This window comes from Roseovarius pacificus, from assembly GCF_900142665.1.
In the GTDB taxonomy this organism is placed as follows: Bacteria; Pseudomonadota; Alphaproteobacteria; order Rhodobacterales; family Rhodobacteraceae; genus Roseovarius; species Roseovarius pacificus.
The window spans coordinates 215,742-232,049 of record NZ_FRBR01000001.1 but is presented as its reverse complement, the minus strand read 5'-3'; the positions used below and the strand labels follow the sequence as shown (position 1 = coordinate 232,049).

16 protein-coding genes are annotated in these 16,308 nt (G+C 65.0%); 10 read left to right on the top strand and 6 right to left on the bottom strand.

What is annotated here, in order from left to right:
- Positions 1-136: 136 nt before the first annotated feature.
- Both typA and BUB53_RS01125 read right to left on the bottom strand, forming a co-directional pair.
- A complete protein-coding gene (typA, locus tag BUB53_RS01130) occupies positions 137-1,957 on the bottom strand; it encodes a translational GTPase TypA (protein ID WP_073031779.1) in 1,821 nt (606 codons plus the stop codon).
- Positions 1,958-2,036: 79 nt separating this feature from the next.
- Positions 2,037-2,936 (bottom strand): GNAT family N-acetyltransferase, encoded by a 900-nt coding sequence (locus BUB53_RS01125; RefSeq protein ID WP_073031776.1) that lies wholly within the window; start codon positions 2,934-2,936, stop codon positions 2,037-2,039.
- Between the two features lie 45 nt (positions 2,937-2,981).
- On the opposite strand from BUB53_RS01125, the gene BUB53_RS22910 reads away from it, so the two are divergent.
- On the top strand, positions 2,982-3,125 hold the full coding sequence (locus BUB53_RS22910; protein WP_188744970.1) for a hypothetical protein: 144 nt from the start codon (positions 2,982-2,984) through the stop codon (positions 3,123-3,125).
- Positions 3,126-3,174: 49 nt separating this feature from the next.
- Here BUB53_RS22910 and ssb read toward each other — a convergent pair whose 3' ends face one another.
- The gene (ssb, locus tag BUB53_RS01120; protein WP_073031774.1) at positions 3,175-3,684 is read right to left on the bottom strand and encodes a single-stranded DNA-binding protein; all 510 of its coding nucleotides are present in this window, start codon (positions 3,682-3,684) and stop codon (positions 3,175-3,177) included.
- A 200-nt stretch (positions 3,685-3,884) separates the two neighbouring features.
- Here ssb and BUB53_RS01115 point away from each other — a divergent pair, with 200 nt between their 5' ends.
- Positions 3,885-4,478, top strand: a complete 594-nt coding sequence (locus tag BUB53_RS01115) for a lytic transglycosylase domain-containing protein (protein WP_073031773.1) — start codon at positions 3,885-3,887, stop codon at positions 4,476-4,478.
- A gap of 17 nt (positions 4,479-4,495) precedes the next feature.
- On the opposite strand, the gene BUB53_RS01110 is transcribed toward BUB53_RS01115, so the two are convergent.
- The 3 genes from BUB53_RS01110 to miaA all read right to left on the bottom strand — a co-directional run bounded on the left by BUB53_RS01110 (position 4,496) and on the right by miaA (position 8,093).
- On the bottom strand, positions 4,496-6,166 hold the full coding sequence (locus BUB53_RS01110) for an ABC transporter substrate-binding protein (protein ID WP_073031771.1): 1,671 nt from the start codon (positions 6,164-6,166) through the stop codon (positions 4,496-4,498).
- Positions 6,167-6,233: 67 nt separating this feature from the next.
- Entirely contained in the window at positions 6,234-7,100 is an 867-nt protein-coding gene (locus tag BUB53_RS01105; protein ID WP_073031769.1) for a helix-turn-helix domain-containing protein, read from the bottom strand.
- Positions 7,101-7,178: 78 nt separating this feature from the next.
- On the bottom strand, positions 7,179-8,093 hold the full coding sequence (gene miaA, locus BUB53_RS01100) for a tRNA (adenosine(37)-N6)-dimethylallyltransferase MiaA (protein ID WP_229709463.1): 915 nt from the start codon (positions 8,091-8,093) through the stop codon (positions 7,179-7,181).
- Positions 8,094-8,203: 110 nt separating this feature from the next.
- Here miaA and pyrH point away from each other — a divergent pair, with 110 nt between their 5' ends.
- The 8 genes from pyrH (at position 8,204) to bamA (ending at position 16,301) form a co-directional block, all read left to right on the top strand.
- Positions 8,204-8,935 carry a UMP kinase gene (pyrH, locus tag BUB53_RS01095; RefSeq protein ID WP_073031765.1) on the top strand — a complete coding sequence of 244 codons (732 nt, stop codon included), beginning with the start codon at positions 8,204-8,206 and terminating at the stop codon, positions 8,933-8,935.
- 48 nt (positions 8,936-8,983) lie between these two features.
- Positions 8,984-9,547 (top strand): ribosome recycling factor, encoded by a 564-nt coding sequence (gene frr, locus BUB53_RS01090; protein ID WP_073031763.1) that lies wholly within the window; start codon positions 8,984-8,986, stop codon positions 9,545-9,547.
- Positions 9,548-9,564: 17 nt separating this feature from the next.
- Entirely contained in the window at positions 9,565-10,290 is a 726-nt protein-coding gene (locus BUB53_RS01085; protein WP_073031761.1) for an isoprenyl transferase, read from the top strand.
- Positions 10,287-11,066: a phosphatidate cytidylyltransferase gene (locus BUB53_RS01080; protein WP_073031759.1), complete on the top strand. Its 780-nt coding sequence runs from the start codon at positions 10,287-10,289 to the stop codon at positions 11,064-11,066. The genes BUB53_RS01085 and BUB53_RS01080 overlap by 4 nt, the downstream gene beginning before the upstream one ends.
- The gene (gene dxr, locus BUB53_RS01075; protein ID WP_073031748.1) at positions 11,063-12,244 is read left to right on the top strand and encodes a 1-deoxy-D-xylulose-5-phosphate reductoisomerase; all 1,182 of its coding nucleotides are present in this window, start codon (positions 11,063-11,065) and stop codon (positions 12,242-12,244) included. The genes BUB53_RS01080 and dxr overlap by 4 nt, the downstream gene beginning before the upstream one ends.
- Before the next feature lie 4 nt (positions 12,245-12,248).
- Entirely contained in the window at positions 12,249-13,595 is a 1,347-nt protein-coding gene (gene rseP / locus BUB53_RS01070; RefSeq protein ID WP_073031746.1) for an RIP metalloprotease RseP, read from the top strand.
- Positions 13,596-13,700: 105 nt separating this feature from the next.
- A complete protein-coding gene (locus BUB53_RS22905) occupies positions 13,701-13,838 on the top strand; it encodes a hypothetical protein (RefSeq protein WP_188744971.1) in 138 nt (45 codons plus the stop codon).
- Between the two features lie 135 nt (positions 13,839-13,973).
- Positions 13,974-16,301 carry an outer membrane protein assembly factor BamA gene (bamA, locus tag BUB53_RS01065; RefSeq protein WP_084728773.1) on the top strand — a complete coding sequence of 776 codons (2,328 nt, stop codon included), beginning with the start codon at positions 13,974-13,976 and terminating at the stop codon, positions 16,299-16,301.
- Positions 16,302-16,308: the final 7 nt, after the last annotated feature.

Sequence of the window (16,308 nt, the reverse complement as noted above, 5' to 3'; positions counted from 1 at the left end):
GCGGGCTGGCGCTTTGGCCCGGACAGCGCATCTAATTCAACGCGGATGTATTTGGCACGATAAATCGCGGTGCCCCGGCGGTGCTGCGCCATCCCACGGGCAGGCGCGCGCCCGTGGGACGGTTTGGTTTGTGCGCTTACCCCGCCTTGGCGGCGCGTTTGCGTTCGTGCGGGTCGAGGTGGCGTTTGCGCAGGCGGATGGCGTTCGGCGTGACCTCGACCAGCTCGTCGTCGTCGATATAGGCGATGGCCTCTTCGAGACACATGGTGATGGGCGTGGTCAGGCGCACGGCCTCGTCGGTGCCCGAGGCGCGCACGTTGGTCAGTTTCTTGCCCTTGAGCGGGTTCACCTCGAGGTCGTTTTCACGGCTGTGTTCACCGATGATCATGCCCTGATAGACCTTTTCCTGCGCGCCGATGAACATGCGGCCGCGATCTTCGAGGTTCCACAGGGCGTAGGCCACCGATTCACCGTCTTCCATGGAAATCAGGACACCCGCGCGGCGGCCCGGAATGGGGCCCTTGTGCGGGGCCCAGCCGTGAAAGACGCGGTTCAGGACGCCGGTGCCGCGCGTGTCGGTCAGGAATTCGCCCTGATAGCCGATCAGCCCGCGCGAGGGCACATGCGCGATGATGCGGGTCTTGCCCGCCCCGGCGGGGCGCATTTCGACCAGTTCGCCCTTGCGCGCGCCGGTGATCTTTTCGATGACCGCGCCGGAATAGTCGTCATCGACGTCGATGGTGACCTCTTCGATGGGTTCCAGTTTCTGGCCGTTTTCGTCCTCGCGCATCAGCACGCGGGGGCGGGAAATGGACAGTTCGAACCCTTCGCGGCGCATGTTTTCGATCAGCACGCCCATCTGCAATTCGCCGCGGCCCGCCACCTCGAACGCCTCGCCGCCCGGCGTGTCGGTGATGCGGATGGCGACGTTGGATTCGGCCTCTTTCATCAGGCGGTCGCGGATGACGCGGCTTTGCACCTTCTTGCCGTCGCGCCCCGCCAGCGGGCTGTCGTTGATGCCGAAGGTGACCGAGATGGTCGGCGGGTCGATGGGTTGCGCTTCGAGCGGCTCTTCGACCGCCAGCGCGCAGATCGTGTCGGCCACGGTGGCCTTCTGCATGCCCGCAAGGCTGACGATATCGCCGGCCTCGGCCTCGTCGATGTCCTGCTGCGAGAGGCCGCGGAAGGCGCGGATCTTGGTGACGCGGAACTGTTCGATCTTCTGGCCGATGCGCGAGATCGCCTGCACCGTCTGGCCCACCTTGAGGCGGCCGGTTTCGACGCGGCCCGTCAGGATGCGGCCCACGAAGGGATCGGCGCTGAGCGTGGTGGCCAGCATGCGGAAATCGTCGTCGAGCCGGGCCTGCTGACGCGGGGCGGGGACGTGGTTGACGATCAGGTCGAACAGCGCCGAGAGATCCTTGCGCGGGCCGTCCAGCTCGTGATCGGCCCAGCCCGAGCGGCCCGAGGCGTACATATGCGGGAAATCGAGTTGGTCGTCATTGGCGTCGAGGCTGGCGAAGAGGTCGAAACATTCGTCCAGCGCGCGGTCGGGTTCGGCATCGGGTTTGTCGACCTTGTTCAGCACCACGATCGGGCGCAGGCCCAGCGCCAGTGCCTTGGAGGTGACGAATTTGGTCTGCGGCATCGGGCCTTCGGCGGCATCGACCAGCAGAACCACGCCATCGACCATCGACAGGATGCGCTCGACCTCGCCGCCGAAATCGGCGTGACCGGGGGTGTCGACGATGTTGATGCGGGTGCCTTTCCATTCGACGCTGGTGGCCTTGGCGAGGATGGTGATCCCGCGTTCGCGCTCCAGGTCGTTGGAGTCCATGGCGCGCTCATCCACGGCCTGATTGGCGCGGAAGGCGCCCGATTGCTTGAGAAGCTCGTCCACAAGCGTGGTCTTGCCGTGGTCGACGTGAGCGATGATCGCGATGTTGCGCAGGTCCATATGCGGAGGGTCCTCGTGTTTCCTGCGTGCCGCCTATACCGGGGGGCGAAGAAATACCAGAGGCAAAGCGGCGTGTTTTTCAGGGGCGCAGGCGGATCATTGCGGGGCCGAGCGGACGGATATGCGCGCCTGCGCCGATCTTGAACCGGGCGAGGCCGGGAGAGCCATGCGTGTCCACATGGCCGAGGTCCAGCCGGGCAAAGCCGCGCCCGGCCAGATCGCTGGCGGCGTGCCACAGGATCAGGTGATGGGCCGAGAGGGCGCGGCCCTGCGCGCCGCTCCAGCCGATGTGATAGGTGGCGGCGGGCGGGTGCAGCAGCGTCAGCATGAAGGCCACGGTCTGGCCCTTGTTCCGTGCAAGGTAGAGCCGGGTGGCCTGCGGGGCGGTTGTGGCCCAGGCATGGGTAAAGGCCGGGGGCAGGGCGGCATAGCGGCGGGTACGGCGTTGCGCGAGCTCCTGCCCGAGCAGGTCATCGTCGCGGGCCGGATCGAAGGGGCGGGCGTGGACCGTCAGGCCGCTGGCCTGCGCGCGGCGCAGGCGGTTGCGCCATTTGCCGTGTTGCGCGGCCAGTCGGGCGGATTGCGTCGGCAAAAGGTCCAGTTCGGCCACGTATTGCGGCGTCATCAGCGCGCGATAGCCCAAGGGGCGGAACAGGGCGGCGTCTTGCGGGCTGTCGGGGCTGGCCAGCCACAGGGCGCGGCCCGGTTGCGACGCGGGCAGGTGGCGCAGCGCCTCGATACGCGCCGCGGTGTCGGTGTCGGCCTGCCAGACGGGGCCACGCGGCAGCCAGTCGAGGCAGAGTGGGCCGAAGCGGCGGCGGACGATCTGCACCTGTCCGATGTCACCCCCATCCCGGCGCATTGCGAGCCGCCGCGCAGTGCCCCCCAGTGCCTTCACCGTCGCACCGTAAAGCGGGTGCTGTTGCAGGGCACATGCGGCCAGGGCCGGAACATCCGGGGACAGGGTGGCAATCTCCATGCCCGCATTAACCGGATGACAACCTAATGTGGGGTTAATGGGAGAATGAGAGCAAAGGAAAAACCGGTTCTGGGTGTCGATGCGCCCCCGGCGCGGCCCACGGTGCTGGCGGCCTTCCTGCTGGCGGTGGTATTGTCCGCGCCGGTGGGATTGGGGCTGACATTGCTGGACTGGCTGGTTCTGACCTGAAAACGGCCACCCGAGGGGTGGCCGCCGATCCCTGAGAGGGGAGAGTCGATCAGAACGGGATTTCGTCGTCGATGTCGCGCGACGGGCCACCCGAAGGGCCACCGGACGGGCCGCTGCTGCCGCCGTAATCCCCGCCGCCATAATCGCCACCGCCATAGCCGCCGCCACCCTGGCCGCCGCCGTATCCACCGCCGCCGCCACCGCCGTCGCGGCTGTCGAGGAAGGTCATTTCACCGGCATAGGGGCGCAGGACGACTTCGGTCGAGTAGCGATCCTGCCCGGACTGGTCCTGCCATTTGCGGGTTTCCAGCTTGCCCTCGATATAAACCTTGGAGCCCTTGCGCAGGTATTGTTCGGCCAGACGCACGAGCGCTTCGTTGAAAATGGCGACGGTGTGCCATTCGGTGCGTTCGCGGCGTTCGCCGGTGTTGCGGTCTTTCCATGTTTCCGAGGTGGCGATGCGCAGGTTGCACACCTTGCCGCCGTTCTGGAATGTCCGCACCTCGGGGTCGCGGCCCAGATTGCCGATGAGAATTACCTTGTTGACTGAACCGGCCATCGCGGACCTCCTTGCAGGTATCTTGGTGTTCGTTGCTTTCCGGGTTACACCATCGCACGTACATGAAGAAAAGCCTAAAATGCACGGAAAATTCAGAGTGTTCCCGTCAGATGCGCGTTTTATCTCGTCTTGGAACTGGAAATCCCGTCCGATTTGGGTATATTGCGCGCGGATTTGATGGTCCGAGGGAAGGTGACGGTATGAAGGCTATTGCGACAGCAGTGGCTGTGATCGGTCTGATGACGCCGGTGACAGCCAGGGCAGATATTCTCTCCACCAAGAGCCGCAGCAATCTGTTCAGTTCGCAGGTCAAGGTTCTGGATACCCGCGCCAGGCAGCAATACAACAATTCGGTCCGGTTGCAGCCGCAGAAGGTGAGCACGCCCACCAAGTGGGGCACGGCCTCGACCAGGTCCTATAACGGTAAATACCGTGGCCAGTATCTGCAAATGGCCAAGGATGCCGCACGCCGTCATGGCGTGCCTGAGGATTTGTTCCTGCGCCTCGTGCAGCAGGAATCGGGCTGGAACGCCGGGGCGCGCTCGCACAAGGGGGCGATCGGGCTGGCGCAGCTGATGCCGGGCACGGCGCGGGTGCTGCGGGTGAATCCGCACGATCCCTATGAAAACCTCGAAGGCGGGGCGCGGTATCTGGCCGAACAGTACCGCACGTTCCGCTCGTGGCGACTGGCGCTGGCGGCGTATAATGCCGGGCCTGCGGCGGTCGAGAAATACGGCGGCGTGCCGCCCTACAAGGAAACGCGCAATTACGTGCGGATCATCTGGGGCAGCTGAGGCGCGAGGCGCGGCGATCAGGCCGCGAATCCGATCTTGTAGAGATGAATTTCGTCTGCCGGGTGCCGCCCGGCATTCACCAGCGTTCCGTTGTGGTGATTGTAAAGCGTGCGCCAGTAGGGCTGGATGATGACCCCTTCGTCACGCAGCAGGGTTTCGATCTGCGCCATTACCGGGCGGCGGGTGTCGGCATCCGACAGCGCCATCGCCTGATCGAGCAATTCATCGAAACGGGGATTGGCAAAGCCGGTTTCGTTCCATGCCCCGTCCGAGCGGTAGGCGAGGCTGAGCGCCTGTACCGCCAGCGGGCGGTGATTCCACTGGGTCAGGGAAAAGGGAAAGCTCTGCCAGTCGGACCAGAAGAGCGTGCCGGGCAGGATGGTCCGGCGCACGGGGATACCGGCATCGCGCAGTTGCACGGCCACCGCATCGCCGGTGTTGCGCTGCCATTCGTCGTCGAGCGTGACAAGCTCGTGTTCATAATCGTGCAGCCCGGCCTTGATCATCTCGGCGCGGGCGGTGGCCGGGTCATAGGCCGGTGGGCCGATATCGGCATAGGCGGGGTGAATCGGGCAGACATGGTGATTGGCCGCGACCAGACCGCGCCCGGCATAGCCGAGTTCGAGGCAGATTCCGTTGTCTACGGCCAAGGCCAGCGCGCGGCGCACGGCGGCGGTTTCATAGGGGCGGCGGCCCTCTTCGGTTTCGGTCTGCTGATGGGTGCGGATCACCACCGTGGCCGAACTGTCGGTTTCGGTGCGGGTCCAGCCGGTTTCGTCCATGACCTCCAGAAAATCGCCGACGGTTTCGTACAGCATATCGACCTCGTCGGCGCGGGCGGCGGCGATCCAGTTCGACGGGTCGGTGCCGAAGTCGATGAATTCCACCCGGTCCAGATACGGCCCGCCATAGACGGCGGTTCCCCACCAGTCATGCTCGGGGTGGCGTTCCAGAATGCAGCGCTCGCCGGGGATCAGGCTGACCGGGCGGAACGGCCCGGTGCCGATGCCATGCGCGAACGGGTCGCCGCCGTCATAGCTGTGATGGGTGACGGCGGCGGGGTAATCGGCAAGGTTGGCGATCAGCGCGATATCCGGGCGGTCGAGGGTCAGGTCGACCGTCAGATCGCCCGTCACCTGCACCGCGCCGTCGCGGGCCTGCCCGGTGTCCCGGTCGATCAGCCCGGCGAGACGGGTGGCCATGGAGTTGCCGGACAGGGCGGTGTCGCACCAGCGCGCGATGTTGCGGGCCACGTCGCGGGCGGTGAAGGGATCGCCGTTGTTCCATGTCACGCCGCCGCGCAGGTGCAGGCGATAGGCGGTGGCGTCCTCGTTGACCTCCCACCTTTCCAGTAGCATGCCGCGAAAACTGCCGTCGCGGTTGTATTCGACAAGGTATTCCAGAAAGCCGCGGGTCAGGTTGCCCATTTCGCTCCAGTCATAGGTGCGGGGGTCTTTCAGGGATTTGACGTTCTGCTGGATGCGCAGGGTGCCGCCCTGCCTGATCGCCGGATCGGTGCGGGCCGGTGCGGGCAGGCCGGCCAGGGCGCAGGCGGTGGCGGCCGTAAGGCCCAGCGAGGTCGCGCGGCTCAGGAATTCGCGCCGGTCCATCCGTCCCCTCGTCAGGTCGCGCGCAAGGCCGGGGGCCGCAGGGTGCAAGCGATTGGAACGGTGAAAAAATCTGGACATGCGCGGCGCTTTCGGTTGGTCAACGGGGCATTCGTCCAACGCATTACACATGCGCCCCGTTTCAAGATCAACCCATATGGCGCGAGGGACCGGGGGCAATGCCCGTGCGCGGCGCAACGCCCGGTTGAGCCGCCGCTGGCTGGGTCTGTGCCTTACGGCGCAGGGCGGTCGGCGTCAGCCCGGTATGATGCTGCACGAAGCGGGAAAAATAGGCGGCGCTGCGAAATCCCAGCATGGCTGCGATCTGCTTGAACGGCTGGTCCCCGGTTTCCAGCAGGACGCGGGCCTCGTGAAGGCTGCGCTGCGTCAGCAGTTTCGAGGCGCCGAGCCCGGCGCAGCCTTGGCAGGTGCGGGTCAGATGGGTTGGCGTCACGCCAAGGGCACGGGCATAGTCGGCCATCGGCTTGCCGGTCCTGTAATCGCGTTCGATCAGCGCGGCATAGGCGGTGACCAGACGCTGCGCCGCCGTGGGACGGGCAGGGCGGTCATCGGTATGGTTGATCATCGTGCGCCGCAGCCAGACCGACAAAAGCGCGGCATGGGCGGTCATCGCCTCGTCAAGGAACGGGCGGGCGGTGTTCTGTTCGCGCTGCATCGCGTCGAGGATCGCGGTCAGTTCCGCCTGGGCCTGCACGTCGCGCAGGCGCAGGTGTTGCGGCTCGTCGGGCATCAGGGCCGCGCCTCCGGGGGGAATCTCGCAAACCAGACCAAACCCCTGCCGCCCCACATCCAGCGCAAACAGCGTGCCCGCCGGAATGACCAGCGCGTTGTGAACCCCGACGCCACGGCGCACCCCGCCGATCAGCGCACGCCCCTGACCGCGCGTGATCCAGATCAGCGCGTGATGCGGGCAGCTATGGGGAAGCTCGGCCTGCCACGGCCCGGCAGGCGACCATTGGGCCAGGGTGGAAAGGCGCGGGTAGGTTGATGGCATGGCATGGCCCGAGATTGCGCTGTTTTGACAAGCGTAACGTCAGGAATGCCCGAAAGTCAGGGGGAAAGATTGGAAAATCTACAATATCGCGGCGTCGATCGCCTGCCAGGTCCGCATGCGCGAGCGAAACCATGTGCGCTGGCGCTTGGCGAACTGGCGCGTCGCGATGGTGGCGGCCTCGCGCGCCTGATCGAGTGTCATCTCTCCGCGCAGGTGGGCGATCAGTTCCGGCGCTCCGATGGCTTTGGCCGAAAGCAGCGACGGGGTCCAGCCGGGCAGGTTGGCGCGCGCTTCCTCCAGCGCGCCCTGATCGAGCATCCGGTCGAACCGGCGGGCGATCCGGGCATTGAGCCAGTCCTTGTCAGCCCCGACGATCAGCGCGGTGCACTCCGACAAGGGCAGCAGCGGCGGCGGCGTATCGTCCTGCCAGTCTGCCAGCCCGCGCCCGGTGGTTTGCAGCACCTCCCACGCGCGTTGCACGCGCATCGGGTTTCGCGTGTCGATCCGGGCGCGGGTGGCGGCGTCGATCTCCGCCAGAAGCGCCTCGATCCCCTCCTGTGCCATGCGCTCGTTGGCGTCGGCGCGCACGGTTTCGGGGGTTGAGGGAATATCGGCCAGCCCTTCGGTCAGGGCCGAAAAATACAGCCCCGTGCCGCCGACGATAATCGGGCGCGCGCCGCCCTGCAAAAGCGGGGCGACATCGCGCAGCCAGTGCCCGACGGAATAGTCGGCATCCCCCGGAACATGCCCGTACAGCGCATGGGGGGCCTGCGCTTCGTCCTCGGGCGAGGGGCGGGCCGTCAGGATGCGCCAGTTGTCGAACACCTGAATCGCGTCGGCATTGACGATCACGCCCCCCGATTGCGCCGCGATGCGCAGCGCAAGGGCGGATTTACCGCTGGCCGTGGGGCCAGCGATCAGGACGGGCCTGTCGGGGGGTATGTCGGGCAGGGTGCGCATCGCCCTGTCAGATAGGCGAAAACCGCCCCGCATGCGAGGGGGGAGGGAACGAATGTCGGCGGCGAACCGTTTCTGAGATTGAACCTTGCGGGGTTTTCCTACATTTTGCGCGCGATTGCGAAGCGGCTCACAAGGATTTGCCCATGTCCGACACGGATTCCCCCAAAACCAAGTTCAATCGCGTCATGCTGAAGATTTCGGGTGAGGCGTTAATGGGGGATCAGGGCTATGGGTTGCATCCGCCGACGGTCGAGCGGATCGCGCGCGAGGTCAAATCGGTTCACGACATGGGCGTCGAAATCTGCATGGTCATCGGCGGCGGCAACGTGTTTCGCGGCCTGGCGGGCAGCGCACAGGGGATGGAGCGGACGACCGCCGACTACATGGGCATGCTGGCCACGGTGATGAACGCGCTGGCCATGCAGAGCGCTCTGGAAAAGCTGGGCGTGTTCACCCGCGTGATCAGCGCCATCCGCATGGACGAGGTCGCCGAGCCCTATATCCGCCGCCGCGCGGTGCGCCACCTCGAGAAAAAGCGCGTCTGCATCTTTGCGGCGGGCACCGGCAACCCCTATTTCACCACCGATACGGCGGCCACGCTGCGCGCCAATGAAATGGCCTGCGAAGCGATCTTCAAGGGCACCAAGGTGGACGGCGTCTATGACAAGGACCCGATGAAGTTCGACGATGCCAAGCGCTTTGACAGCGTGACCTATGACGAGGTTCTGGCCCGGCATCTGAACGTGATGGACGCCAGCGCCATCGCGCTTGCGCGCGACAACAACCTGCCGATCATCGTCTTCAGTCTGGACGAACCGGGCGGGTTCAAGGGTATCCTGGCCGGAGAGGGCACCTATACAAAGGTCCATGGCTGAGGCTAAACAGGCATAACACACGCGAGACCCGCGAGAAGGAAGACGACTATGGCTGATGAATTCATCCTCGATACCGACGATCTGCAACGGCGCATGGAAGGCGCGATGACCGCGCTGCGCAGCGAGTTTTCCTCGCTGCGGACGGGCCGGGCCTCGGCCAGCATGCTGGAACCCGTCATGGTGGATGCCTATGGCCAGCCGACCCCGGTCAACCAGGTCGGCACCGTGAACGTTCCCGAGCCGCGCATGGTGACGATCAATGTCTGGGACAAGGGCCTTGTGGGCAAGGTGGAAAAGGCGATCCGCGAAAGCGGCCTCGGCATCAACCCGCAGCTGAACGGCACGATCATCATGCTGCCGATCCCCGAACTGAACGAGGAACGGCGCAAGGAACTGACCAAGGTCGCCGCGCAATATGCCGAACACGCCCGCGTGGCCGTGCGCAACGTGCGCCGCGACGGGATGGACCAGATCAAGAAGGCCAAGGCCGACGGCATGTCGGAGGACGACCAGAAGTTCTGGGAAACCGAGGTGCAGGATCTGACCAACACGTTCATCGGTCATGTCGACGAGGCACTGGAGGCCAAGCAGGCCGAGATCATGCAGGTCTGAGACAAGCGAGGCGCCAAATGGCCCGGAACACCCCCCTGACTGGCGGTCCGCGCCATGTTGCGATCATCATGGACGGTAATGGACGTTGGGCGCAGGCCCGCGGGCGTCCCCGCCTGTTCGGGCATCATGCCGGGGCGCGGCGGGTACGCGAGATCGTCAGCTCCTGCCCCGATCTCGGGGTCGATTACCTGACGATCTTCGCCTTCTCGACTGAGAACTGGAAGCGCACCCAGACCGAGGTCGCCGGGCTGATGGCGCTGTTCCGGCGCTATATCCTCAAGGAAATGCAGGAATTCGTAAAGGAAAACGTGCGCGTGCGCTTCATCGGCGACCGCCAGCGGCTGGACAAGTCCCTTCAGGCCCTGATGGACGAAACCGAGCAGATGACCAGCGTCTGCACCGGGCTGAACCTGACCATCGCCCTGAATTACGGCGGGCGCGACGAGGTGGCCCGCGCCACAAGGCGGCTGGCGCAGGATGTGGCCGACGGGCGGCTGGACCCGGCTGCGGTCGATCAGGAAACCCTGCCGAAATACCTGGACACCTGCGTTTTGCCCGATCCCGATCTGGTGATCCGCACCAGCGGCGAGGCGCGGATATCGAACTTCCTGCTGTGGCAGTCGGCCTATTCGGAATACGAATTCATCGACACGCTGTGGCCGGATTTTACCCGCGAGATATTCACCGATGTGCTGCGCGGCTACGGGGCGCGCGACCGGCGCTTCGGGGCGGTGAACGGATGAGCGCACCGGCGCAATGGCACGATCTGGCGCCGCGCGTCCTGTCGGGCGTGGCGATGGCCGTGGCCGGGGCCGCCGCCGTTTGGGCCGGGGGCTGGGTTTTCACGATTGCCGTGTGCCTGCTGGCGGGGCTGATGATCTGGGAATGCACCGGCATGTTCGGGGTGCCGGGCCGCGCCAGCCTGCCGATCCTCGGCGCGGCGACGCTGGTCGGGGCGCTGAACCTGCCGGGCATAATCGTGGCGCCGCTGCTGGTGGCGGTGGCCTTCGTCGGGGCAGGGCAGGCGGCACGCGACAAGGTGCTTTACGCGGTTTGCGTGCTTTGGGTCCTGCTGGGATGCTACATGATCGCCGTGCTGCGCAGCGATGCCGGGCTGGTCTGGGTGCTGTGGCTGGTGCTGGTCGTTGTGGTCTCGGACGTGGCCGGGTATTTCGCCGGGCGCATGTTGGGCGGGCCGAAATTCTGGCCGCGCGTCAGCCCCAAGAAAACATGGTCGGGCACCGCGGCGGGCTGGATCGGCGCGGCGGTGATCGGGTTGATCTTTGCCCTGCCCACCGGGGCGGGGTGGCTGCTGGTGCCGGTTTCGGTGCTGGTGGGATTCGCCGGACAGATGGGCGACATCGCCGAAAGCGCGGTCAAGCGGCGGGTCGGGGTCAAGGACAGTTCGGCCCTGATTCCCGGCCATGGCGGTGTGCTGGACAGGTTCGACGCCATGCTGGGCGCGGGGCTGGTGGTCATGGCCCTCTGGGCGCTGAAGCTGTTGCCGGGGCTGGCATGAAACGCATCACCATTCTGGGCGCGACGGGGTCGATCGGGCAGAACACGCTGGACCTGATCCGCAGGGATCGCGACGCTTATCAGGTGGTCGCCCTGACCGGGGGGCGCAACATCGCGCAACTGGCGCGCGACGCCATGGAGTTCGGCGCCGAAATCGCCGTCACCGCGCGTGACGACCTGCTGGATGATCTGCGCGCCGCGCTGAGCGGCAGCGCCGTCAGGGCCGCCGCGGGAGCTGGTGCCGTGGCCGAGGCGGGGGCACGCCCGGCGGATTGGGTGATGTCCGCCATCGTCGGTGCGGCGGGCTTGCCGCCGGGGCTTGCCGCGCTGGAACAGGGCGCGACGCTGGCGCTGGCCAACAAGGAAACACTGGTCGCCGCCGGACCGCTGGTCATGGAGACGGCCGCCCGGCACGGGGCGCGAATCCTGCCGGTGGACAGCGAGCATTCGGCGATCTTCCAGGCGCTGATCGGCGAAGACATCGGCGCGGTGCGCCGGGTTGTCATCACCGCCAGCGGCGGGGCTTTCCGCGACTGGCCGCTCGATGCGCTGGCGAAGGCCAGTCTCGAGCAGGCCTCGACCCATCCCAACTGGAACATGGGCCAGCGGATCACCATCGACAGCGCGTCGATGTTCAACAAGGCGCTCGAAGTCATCGAGGCGCGGGAATTCTTCGGGCTGGACCCGGCCCAGATCGAGGTTCTGGTGCATCCCGAATCCCTCGTGCATGCGCTGGTGGGGTTTTGCGACGGGGCGCTGCTGGCCCATGTCGGGCCGCATGACATGCGCCATGCCATCGGCTATGCGCTGAACTGGCCCGAACGCCGCCCGCTGCCGGTGGATGCGCTGGATCTGGCGGCCATCGGACAGCTGAATTTCCGCGCTCCCGATCCGGCGCGCTACCCGGCGCTCGGGCTGGCGCGCGAGGTGATGGAGATGCGCGGCCTGAGCGGCGCAGTGTTCAACGCCGCCAAGGAGCGCGCGCTGGATCATTTCATCGCGGGACGTATCGGTTTCCTGGACATGAGCGATGTCGTCGAAGAGGTTCTGGCCCGGCTTTCCGCCGAAAATGGCCTTATTGACGCCGGGATCACCCTTGATAGCGTGACACGGCTTGACCATCTGTCACGCAGATGCGCTGACGCCGTGGTGCAGGAACAGTGCAAGAAAACAGGATAATCGAGTGGATATTGCAGCCCTTCTGCCGCAGTTTGGCGGATTCTTCATGACCATTGTCGCCTTTGTCGTCGCCCTTTCGGTGATCGTGGCCGTACATGAATACGGCCATTACATCGTCGGCCGCTGGTCGGGGATCAAGGCCGAGGTGTTCTCGCTCGGATTCGGGCCGGTCCTGTGGTCGCGGATGGACAGGCACGGCACCCGCTGGCAGATCGCTGCGCTGCCCTTTGGCGGATTCGTCAAGTTTCTGGGCGACGCCAACGCCGCCAGCGCCAAGAACGACGAGGCCGTGGCCGAAATGCCCCCCGAGATTCGCCGTCAGACCATGCACGGGGCGCCGCTCTGGGCGCGCACGGCCACCGTTGCGGCGGGGCCGGTGTTCAATTTCGTCCTGTCGATCCTGATTTTCGCCGCCGTGATGATGACGCAGGGCAAGGTGGCCGATCCGCTGACCGTGGGCGAGTTGCGCCCGCTGCCTGGCGACGAACTGACCTTGCAGGCCGGGGACCGCCTGTTGCAGATCGAAGGGCGCGACGTGCCCGGTGCGGACGAGGACAAGACCTTCAGCGACCTGATCGACGAATTGCCGATTCGTCCGGTGCTGACCTATCAGGTCGAGCGCGACGGGCAACAGATACAGGTGCAGGGGCCCTATCCGATGCCGCCGCTGGTGGTGCAACTGGCCCCGCAATCCGCCGCCTATGACATCAGCATGCAGCCGGGCGATGTGATCACCTCGATCGATGGCACGCCCATCGCGGCGTTTTCCGAGCTCAAGGAAGTGGTCGAGGCCTCGGACGGGCGCCCCCTGGAACTGAAAGTCTGGCGCGATGGCGCAACGCTGGATTTCGTGCTCGCCCCCCGGCGGGTGGACGAGCCGCGCGCCGAGGGCGGTTTCCACACCACATGGCGCATCGGAATCGCCGGCGGTCTGGCGTTCGAGCCGGCCACCGAGGCGCTTGGCCCGGTGCAGGCCTTGGCCGGGGGCGCGATACAGGTCTGGCGCATCATCGAGGGCTCGGTTTCGGGGCTCTATCACATGGTGACGGGCGCGATCAGCAGCTGCAACATGTCCGGCCCCATCGGCATCGCCGAGGTCTCGGGCGCGATGGCCAGCCAGGGCGCGGAAAGCTTCATCTGGTTCATCGCCGTCCTGTCCGCCGCCGTGGGCTTCCTGAACCTGTTTCCCATCCCGGTGCTGGATGGCGGGCATCTGGCCTTCTACGCCTACGAGGCGGTTGCGGGCAAACCGCCCAGCGACGCCGCGCTGCGGCTGATGATGGCCATCGGCCTGACGCTGGTTCTGGGGCTGATGCTGTTCGCGCTGTTCAACGATATCTTCTGCCCCTGATGAAGCCGGGGGCAGCACTGCCGCATTTTTGCCAATTTTTGGTCCGGCTTGCCGCCACATTGGATCGTCAGTGTCGCGCTCACTCGAAGCGATTGGACAGGACCGATGCAACACATCGTCAGCGGATACCGGGGCATGAGCCTGCTTTTCGATCTCAACTGGGATCGCATCATGTATATCGGAACCATTGCGCTCGGCCTGCTGGCCGGTGGATTCGTGGGGTCTTTTCTCGGCTCGTTCTGAACGTTTCCGGCATGAGGGCGGCCAGTGTGGCATGGCCGCGCCGAGTTCAAAAATCTTGCGTTTCGCGTTTTGACAACATGCCTCATTCCAGCTACTGACATCGGACAAGAGGGATGTTGGACTGGATTGAAACACATGGCATATAAGCAGCACCGGCGCAGCCGCTACCTGACACAGCGACAGCATTTGGCGCCCGCACTGCGAAGCATCGGATTCGCAGCTTTGACGGCTGCGGCCTTCGCCGTTCCGGGCCCGTCCGACGCTCAGAATTACCGGTTCAGTTCCGTCACGATCGAGGGCAATCAGCGTATCGAATCCAGCACGATCCTGACCTATGCCGGGATCGCCCGCGGCGAAACCGTTTCGGCGGGGGATCTGAACGAAGCCTATCAGCGCATTCTGGCCACCGGCCTGTTCGAAACCGTCGAAATCGTGCCGCAGGGCAGCCGCCTCGTGATTCAGGTCACCGAATTCCCGACGATCAACCGCATCGCCTTCGAGGGCAACCGCAGGCTCAAGAACGAGGATCTGGCAGGCTTCATCGAAAGCCAGTCGCGTCAGGTGTTCAGCCCCACCACGGCCGAACGCGACGCCGCCACGATCACCGAAGCCTATGCGCAGAACGGGCGCGTGTCGGCCCGCGTGACCCCCAAGGTCATTCGCCGCAGCGACAACCGCGTCGATCTGGTGTTCGAGATTTTCGAAGGCCGGAAAATCGAGGTTCAGCGCATCGGTTTCGTCGGAAACCGCGCCTATTCCGACCGCCGCCTGCGCCGCGTGATCCAGAGCAAACAGGCCGGCCTGTTGCGCGCTCTGGTCGAAAGCGACACCTTCGTCGAAGACCGCATTCAGTTCGACAGGCAGGTGCTGACCGATTTCTACAATTCGCGCGGCTATGTCGATTTCCGCGTGACCGGCACCAATGCCGAACTGGCGCGCGAGCGCGACGGCTATTTCGTGACCTTCAACATTCAGGAAGGCCAGCAGTTCAATTTCGGTGAAATCACCACCGTCAGCGAAATCCCCGAGGCGGATGCCGAGGACTATCACGCCGTTCTCAAGATCAGGCAGGGCAAGACCTATTCGCCCACCCTGGTCGAGGATTCGATCGCCCGCATGGAACGCCTCGCCATCAAGAAGGGGGTGGATTTCCTGCGGGTGGAGCCCCGGATCACCCGCAATGACCGCGATCTGACACTGGATGTCGAATTCGCGCTGGTGCGGGGCGAGCGCATCTTCGTCGAACGCATCGACATCGAAGGCAACACCACGACGCTCGACAGGGTCATTCGCCGTCAGTTCGACATGGCCGAAGGCGATCCGTTCAATCCGCGCCAGATTCGCGAGGCTGCCGAACGTATCCGGGCGCTGAACTATTTTTCCGACACCGATGTGAACGCACGCGAGGGCTCGCGCCCCGATCAGGTCGTGGTCGATGTCAATGTCGAAGAGAAAACCACCGGCTCGCTGACCTTCGGCGCAAGCTATTCGACCAACTCGGGCATGGGGGTTTCCGTCGGGTTCAGCGAACGCAACTTCCTCGGGCGCGGCCAGAGGCTCTCCGCAGCCATCGCCGCATCGGAAAACAACCTGAACTACAATCTCAGCTTTGCCGAACCGGCCTTCCTCGGGCGCGATGTCGAATTCGGTCTCGATTTTGCCCTGACCGAAACGGACAGCGATTTCAGCGAATTCGATACGGTCGATGGTATCTTCCGGCCCAGCCTGACCTTCCCGATCAGCGAAAATGGCCGTCTGAGCCTGTACTATCAGGCGGGCTATCAGGATATCAGCAACTATTACGGGCGCTCGGGTATCCTGAGGACCGAAACGAATATGGGCGAGCAATGGACCAGCGGGATCGGGTATAATTACACCTACGACACGCGCCGCAGCGGGCTCGATCCGAATTCGGGTGTGCTGTTGTCCTTCGGTCAGCGGTATTCGGGCCTCGGTGGGGATCGCGAATATCTGGAAACCACGGCCCGGATCGTCGCCCAGACCATGATCCTTAACGAAGAGGTCACCTTGCGGGCAACTGTCGAAGGCGGCGCGCTCGAGTTCTTCAACGGTCAGAACAGCCGCGCGGTCGAACGTTATGCCAGCCAGGTCATGCGCGGCTTCGAGCCCAACGGCATGGGCCCGGTCGAGGGCCTGGAACATCTGGGGGGCGATTATTACGCGGTGGCCAAGTTCGAAGCCGAGTTCCCGCTCGGTCTGCCGGACGAATACGGTATCTCGGGCGGCGCGTTCTATGATGTCGGGGGCATCTGGGGGGTCGACACCACCAATGCGATCCTCCCCGTGCAATCCAAAAGCTTCAAACCGCGTCATGTGGTCGGGCTGTCGTTGTTCTGGGAATCGCCTTTCGGTCCGTTGCGCTTCAACTGGTCCAAGGCACTCAAGAAAGAGCCGGGTGATATCGACCAGTCCTTCGACCTGACCGTGCGCACCGACTTCTGAGGTCGGG

Coding starts and splice junctions, on each gene's coding strand:
- typA (WP_073031779.1), bottom strand. CDS start 1,957: ATGGACCTGCGCAACATCGCGATCATCGCTCACGTCGACCACGGCAAG.
- BUB53_RS01125 (WP_073031776.1), bottom strand. CDS start 2,936: ATGGAGATTGCCACCCTGTCCCCGGATGTTCCGGCCCTGGCCGCATGT.
- BUB53_RS22910 (WP_188744970.1), top strand. CDS start 2,982: ATGAGAGCAAAGGAAAAACCGGTTCTGGGTGTCGATGCGCCCCCGGCG.
- ssb (WP_073031774.1), bottom strand. CDS start 3,684: ATGGCCGGTTCAGTCAACAAGGTAATTCTCATCGGCAATCTGGGCCGC.
- BUB53_RS01115 (WP_073031773.1), top strand. CDS start 3,885: ATGAAGGCTATTGCGACAGCAGTGGCTGTGATCGGTCTGATGACGCCG.
- BUB53_RS01110 (WP_073031771.1), bottom strand. CDS start 6,166: ATGTCCAGATTTTTTCACCGTTCCAATCGCTTGCACCCTGCGGCCCCC.
- BUB53_RS01105 (WP_073031769.1), bottom strand. CDS start 7,100: ATGCCATCAACCTACCCGCGCCTTTCCACCCTGGCCCAATGGTCGCCT.
- miaA (WP_229709463.1), bottom strand. CDS start 8,093: ATGCGGGGCGGTTTTCGCCTATCTGACAGGGCGATGCGCACCCTGCCC.
- pyrH (WP_073031765.1), top strand. CDS start 8,204: ATGTCCGACACGGATTCCCCCAAAACCAAGTTCAATCGCGTCATGCTG.
- frr (WP_073031763.1), top strand. CDS start 8,984: ATGGCTGATGAATTCATCCTCGATACCGACGATCTGCAACGGCGCATG.
- BUB53_RS01085 (WP_073031761.1), top strand. CDS start 9,565: ATGGCCCGGAACACCCCCCTGACTGGCGGTCCGCGCCATGTTGCGATC.
- BUB53_RS01080 (WP_073031759.1), top strand. CDS start 10,287: ATGAGCGCACCGGCGCAATGGCACGATCTGGCGCCGCGCGTCCTGTCG.
- dxr (WP_073031748.1), top strand. CDS start 11,063: ATGAAACGCATCACCATTCTGGGCGCGACGGGGTCGATCGGGCAGAAC.
- BUB53_RS22905 (WP_188744971.1), top strand. CDS start 13,701: ATGCAACACATCGTCAGCGGATACCGGGGCATGAGCCTGCTTTTCGAT.
- bamA (WP_084728773.1), top strand. CDS start 13,974: ATGGCATATAAGCAGCACCGGCGCAGCCGCTACCTGACACAGCGACAG.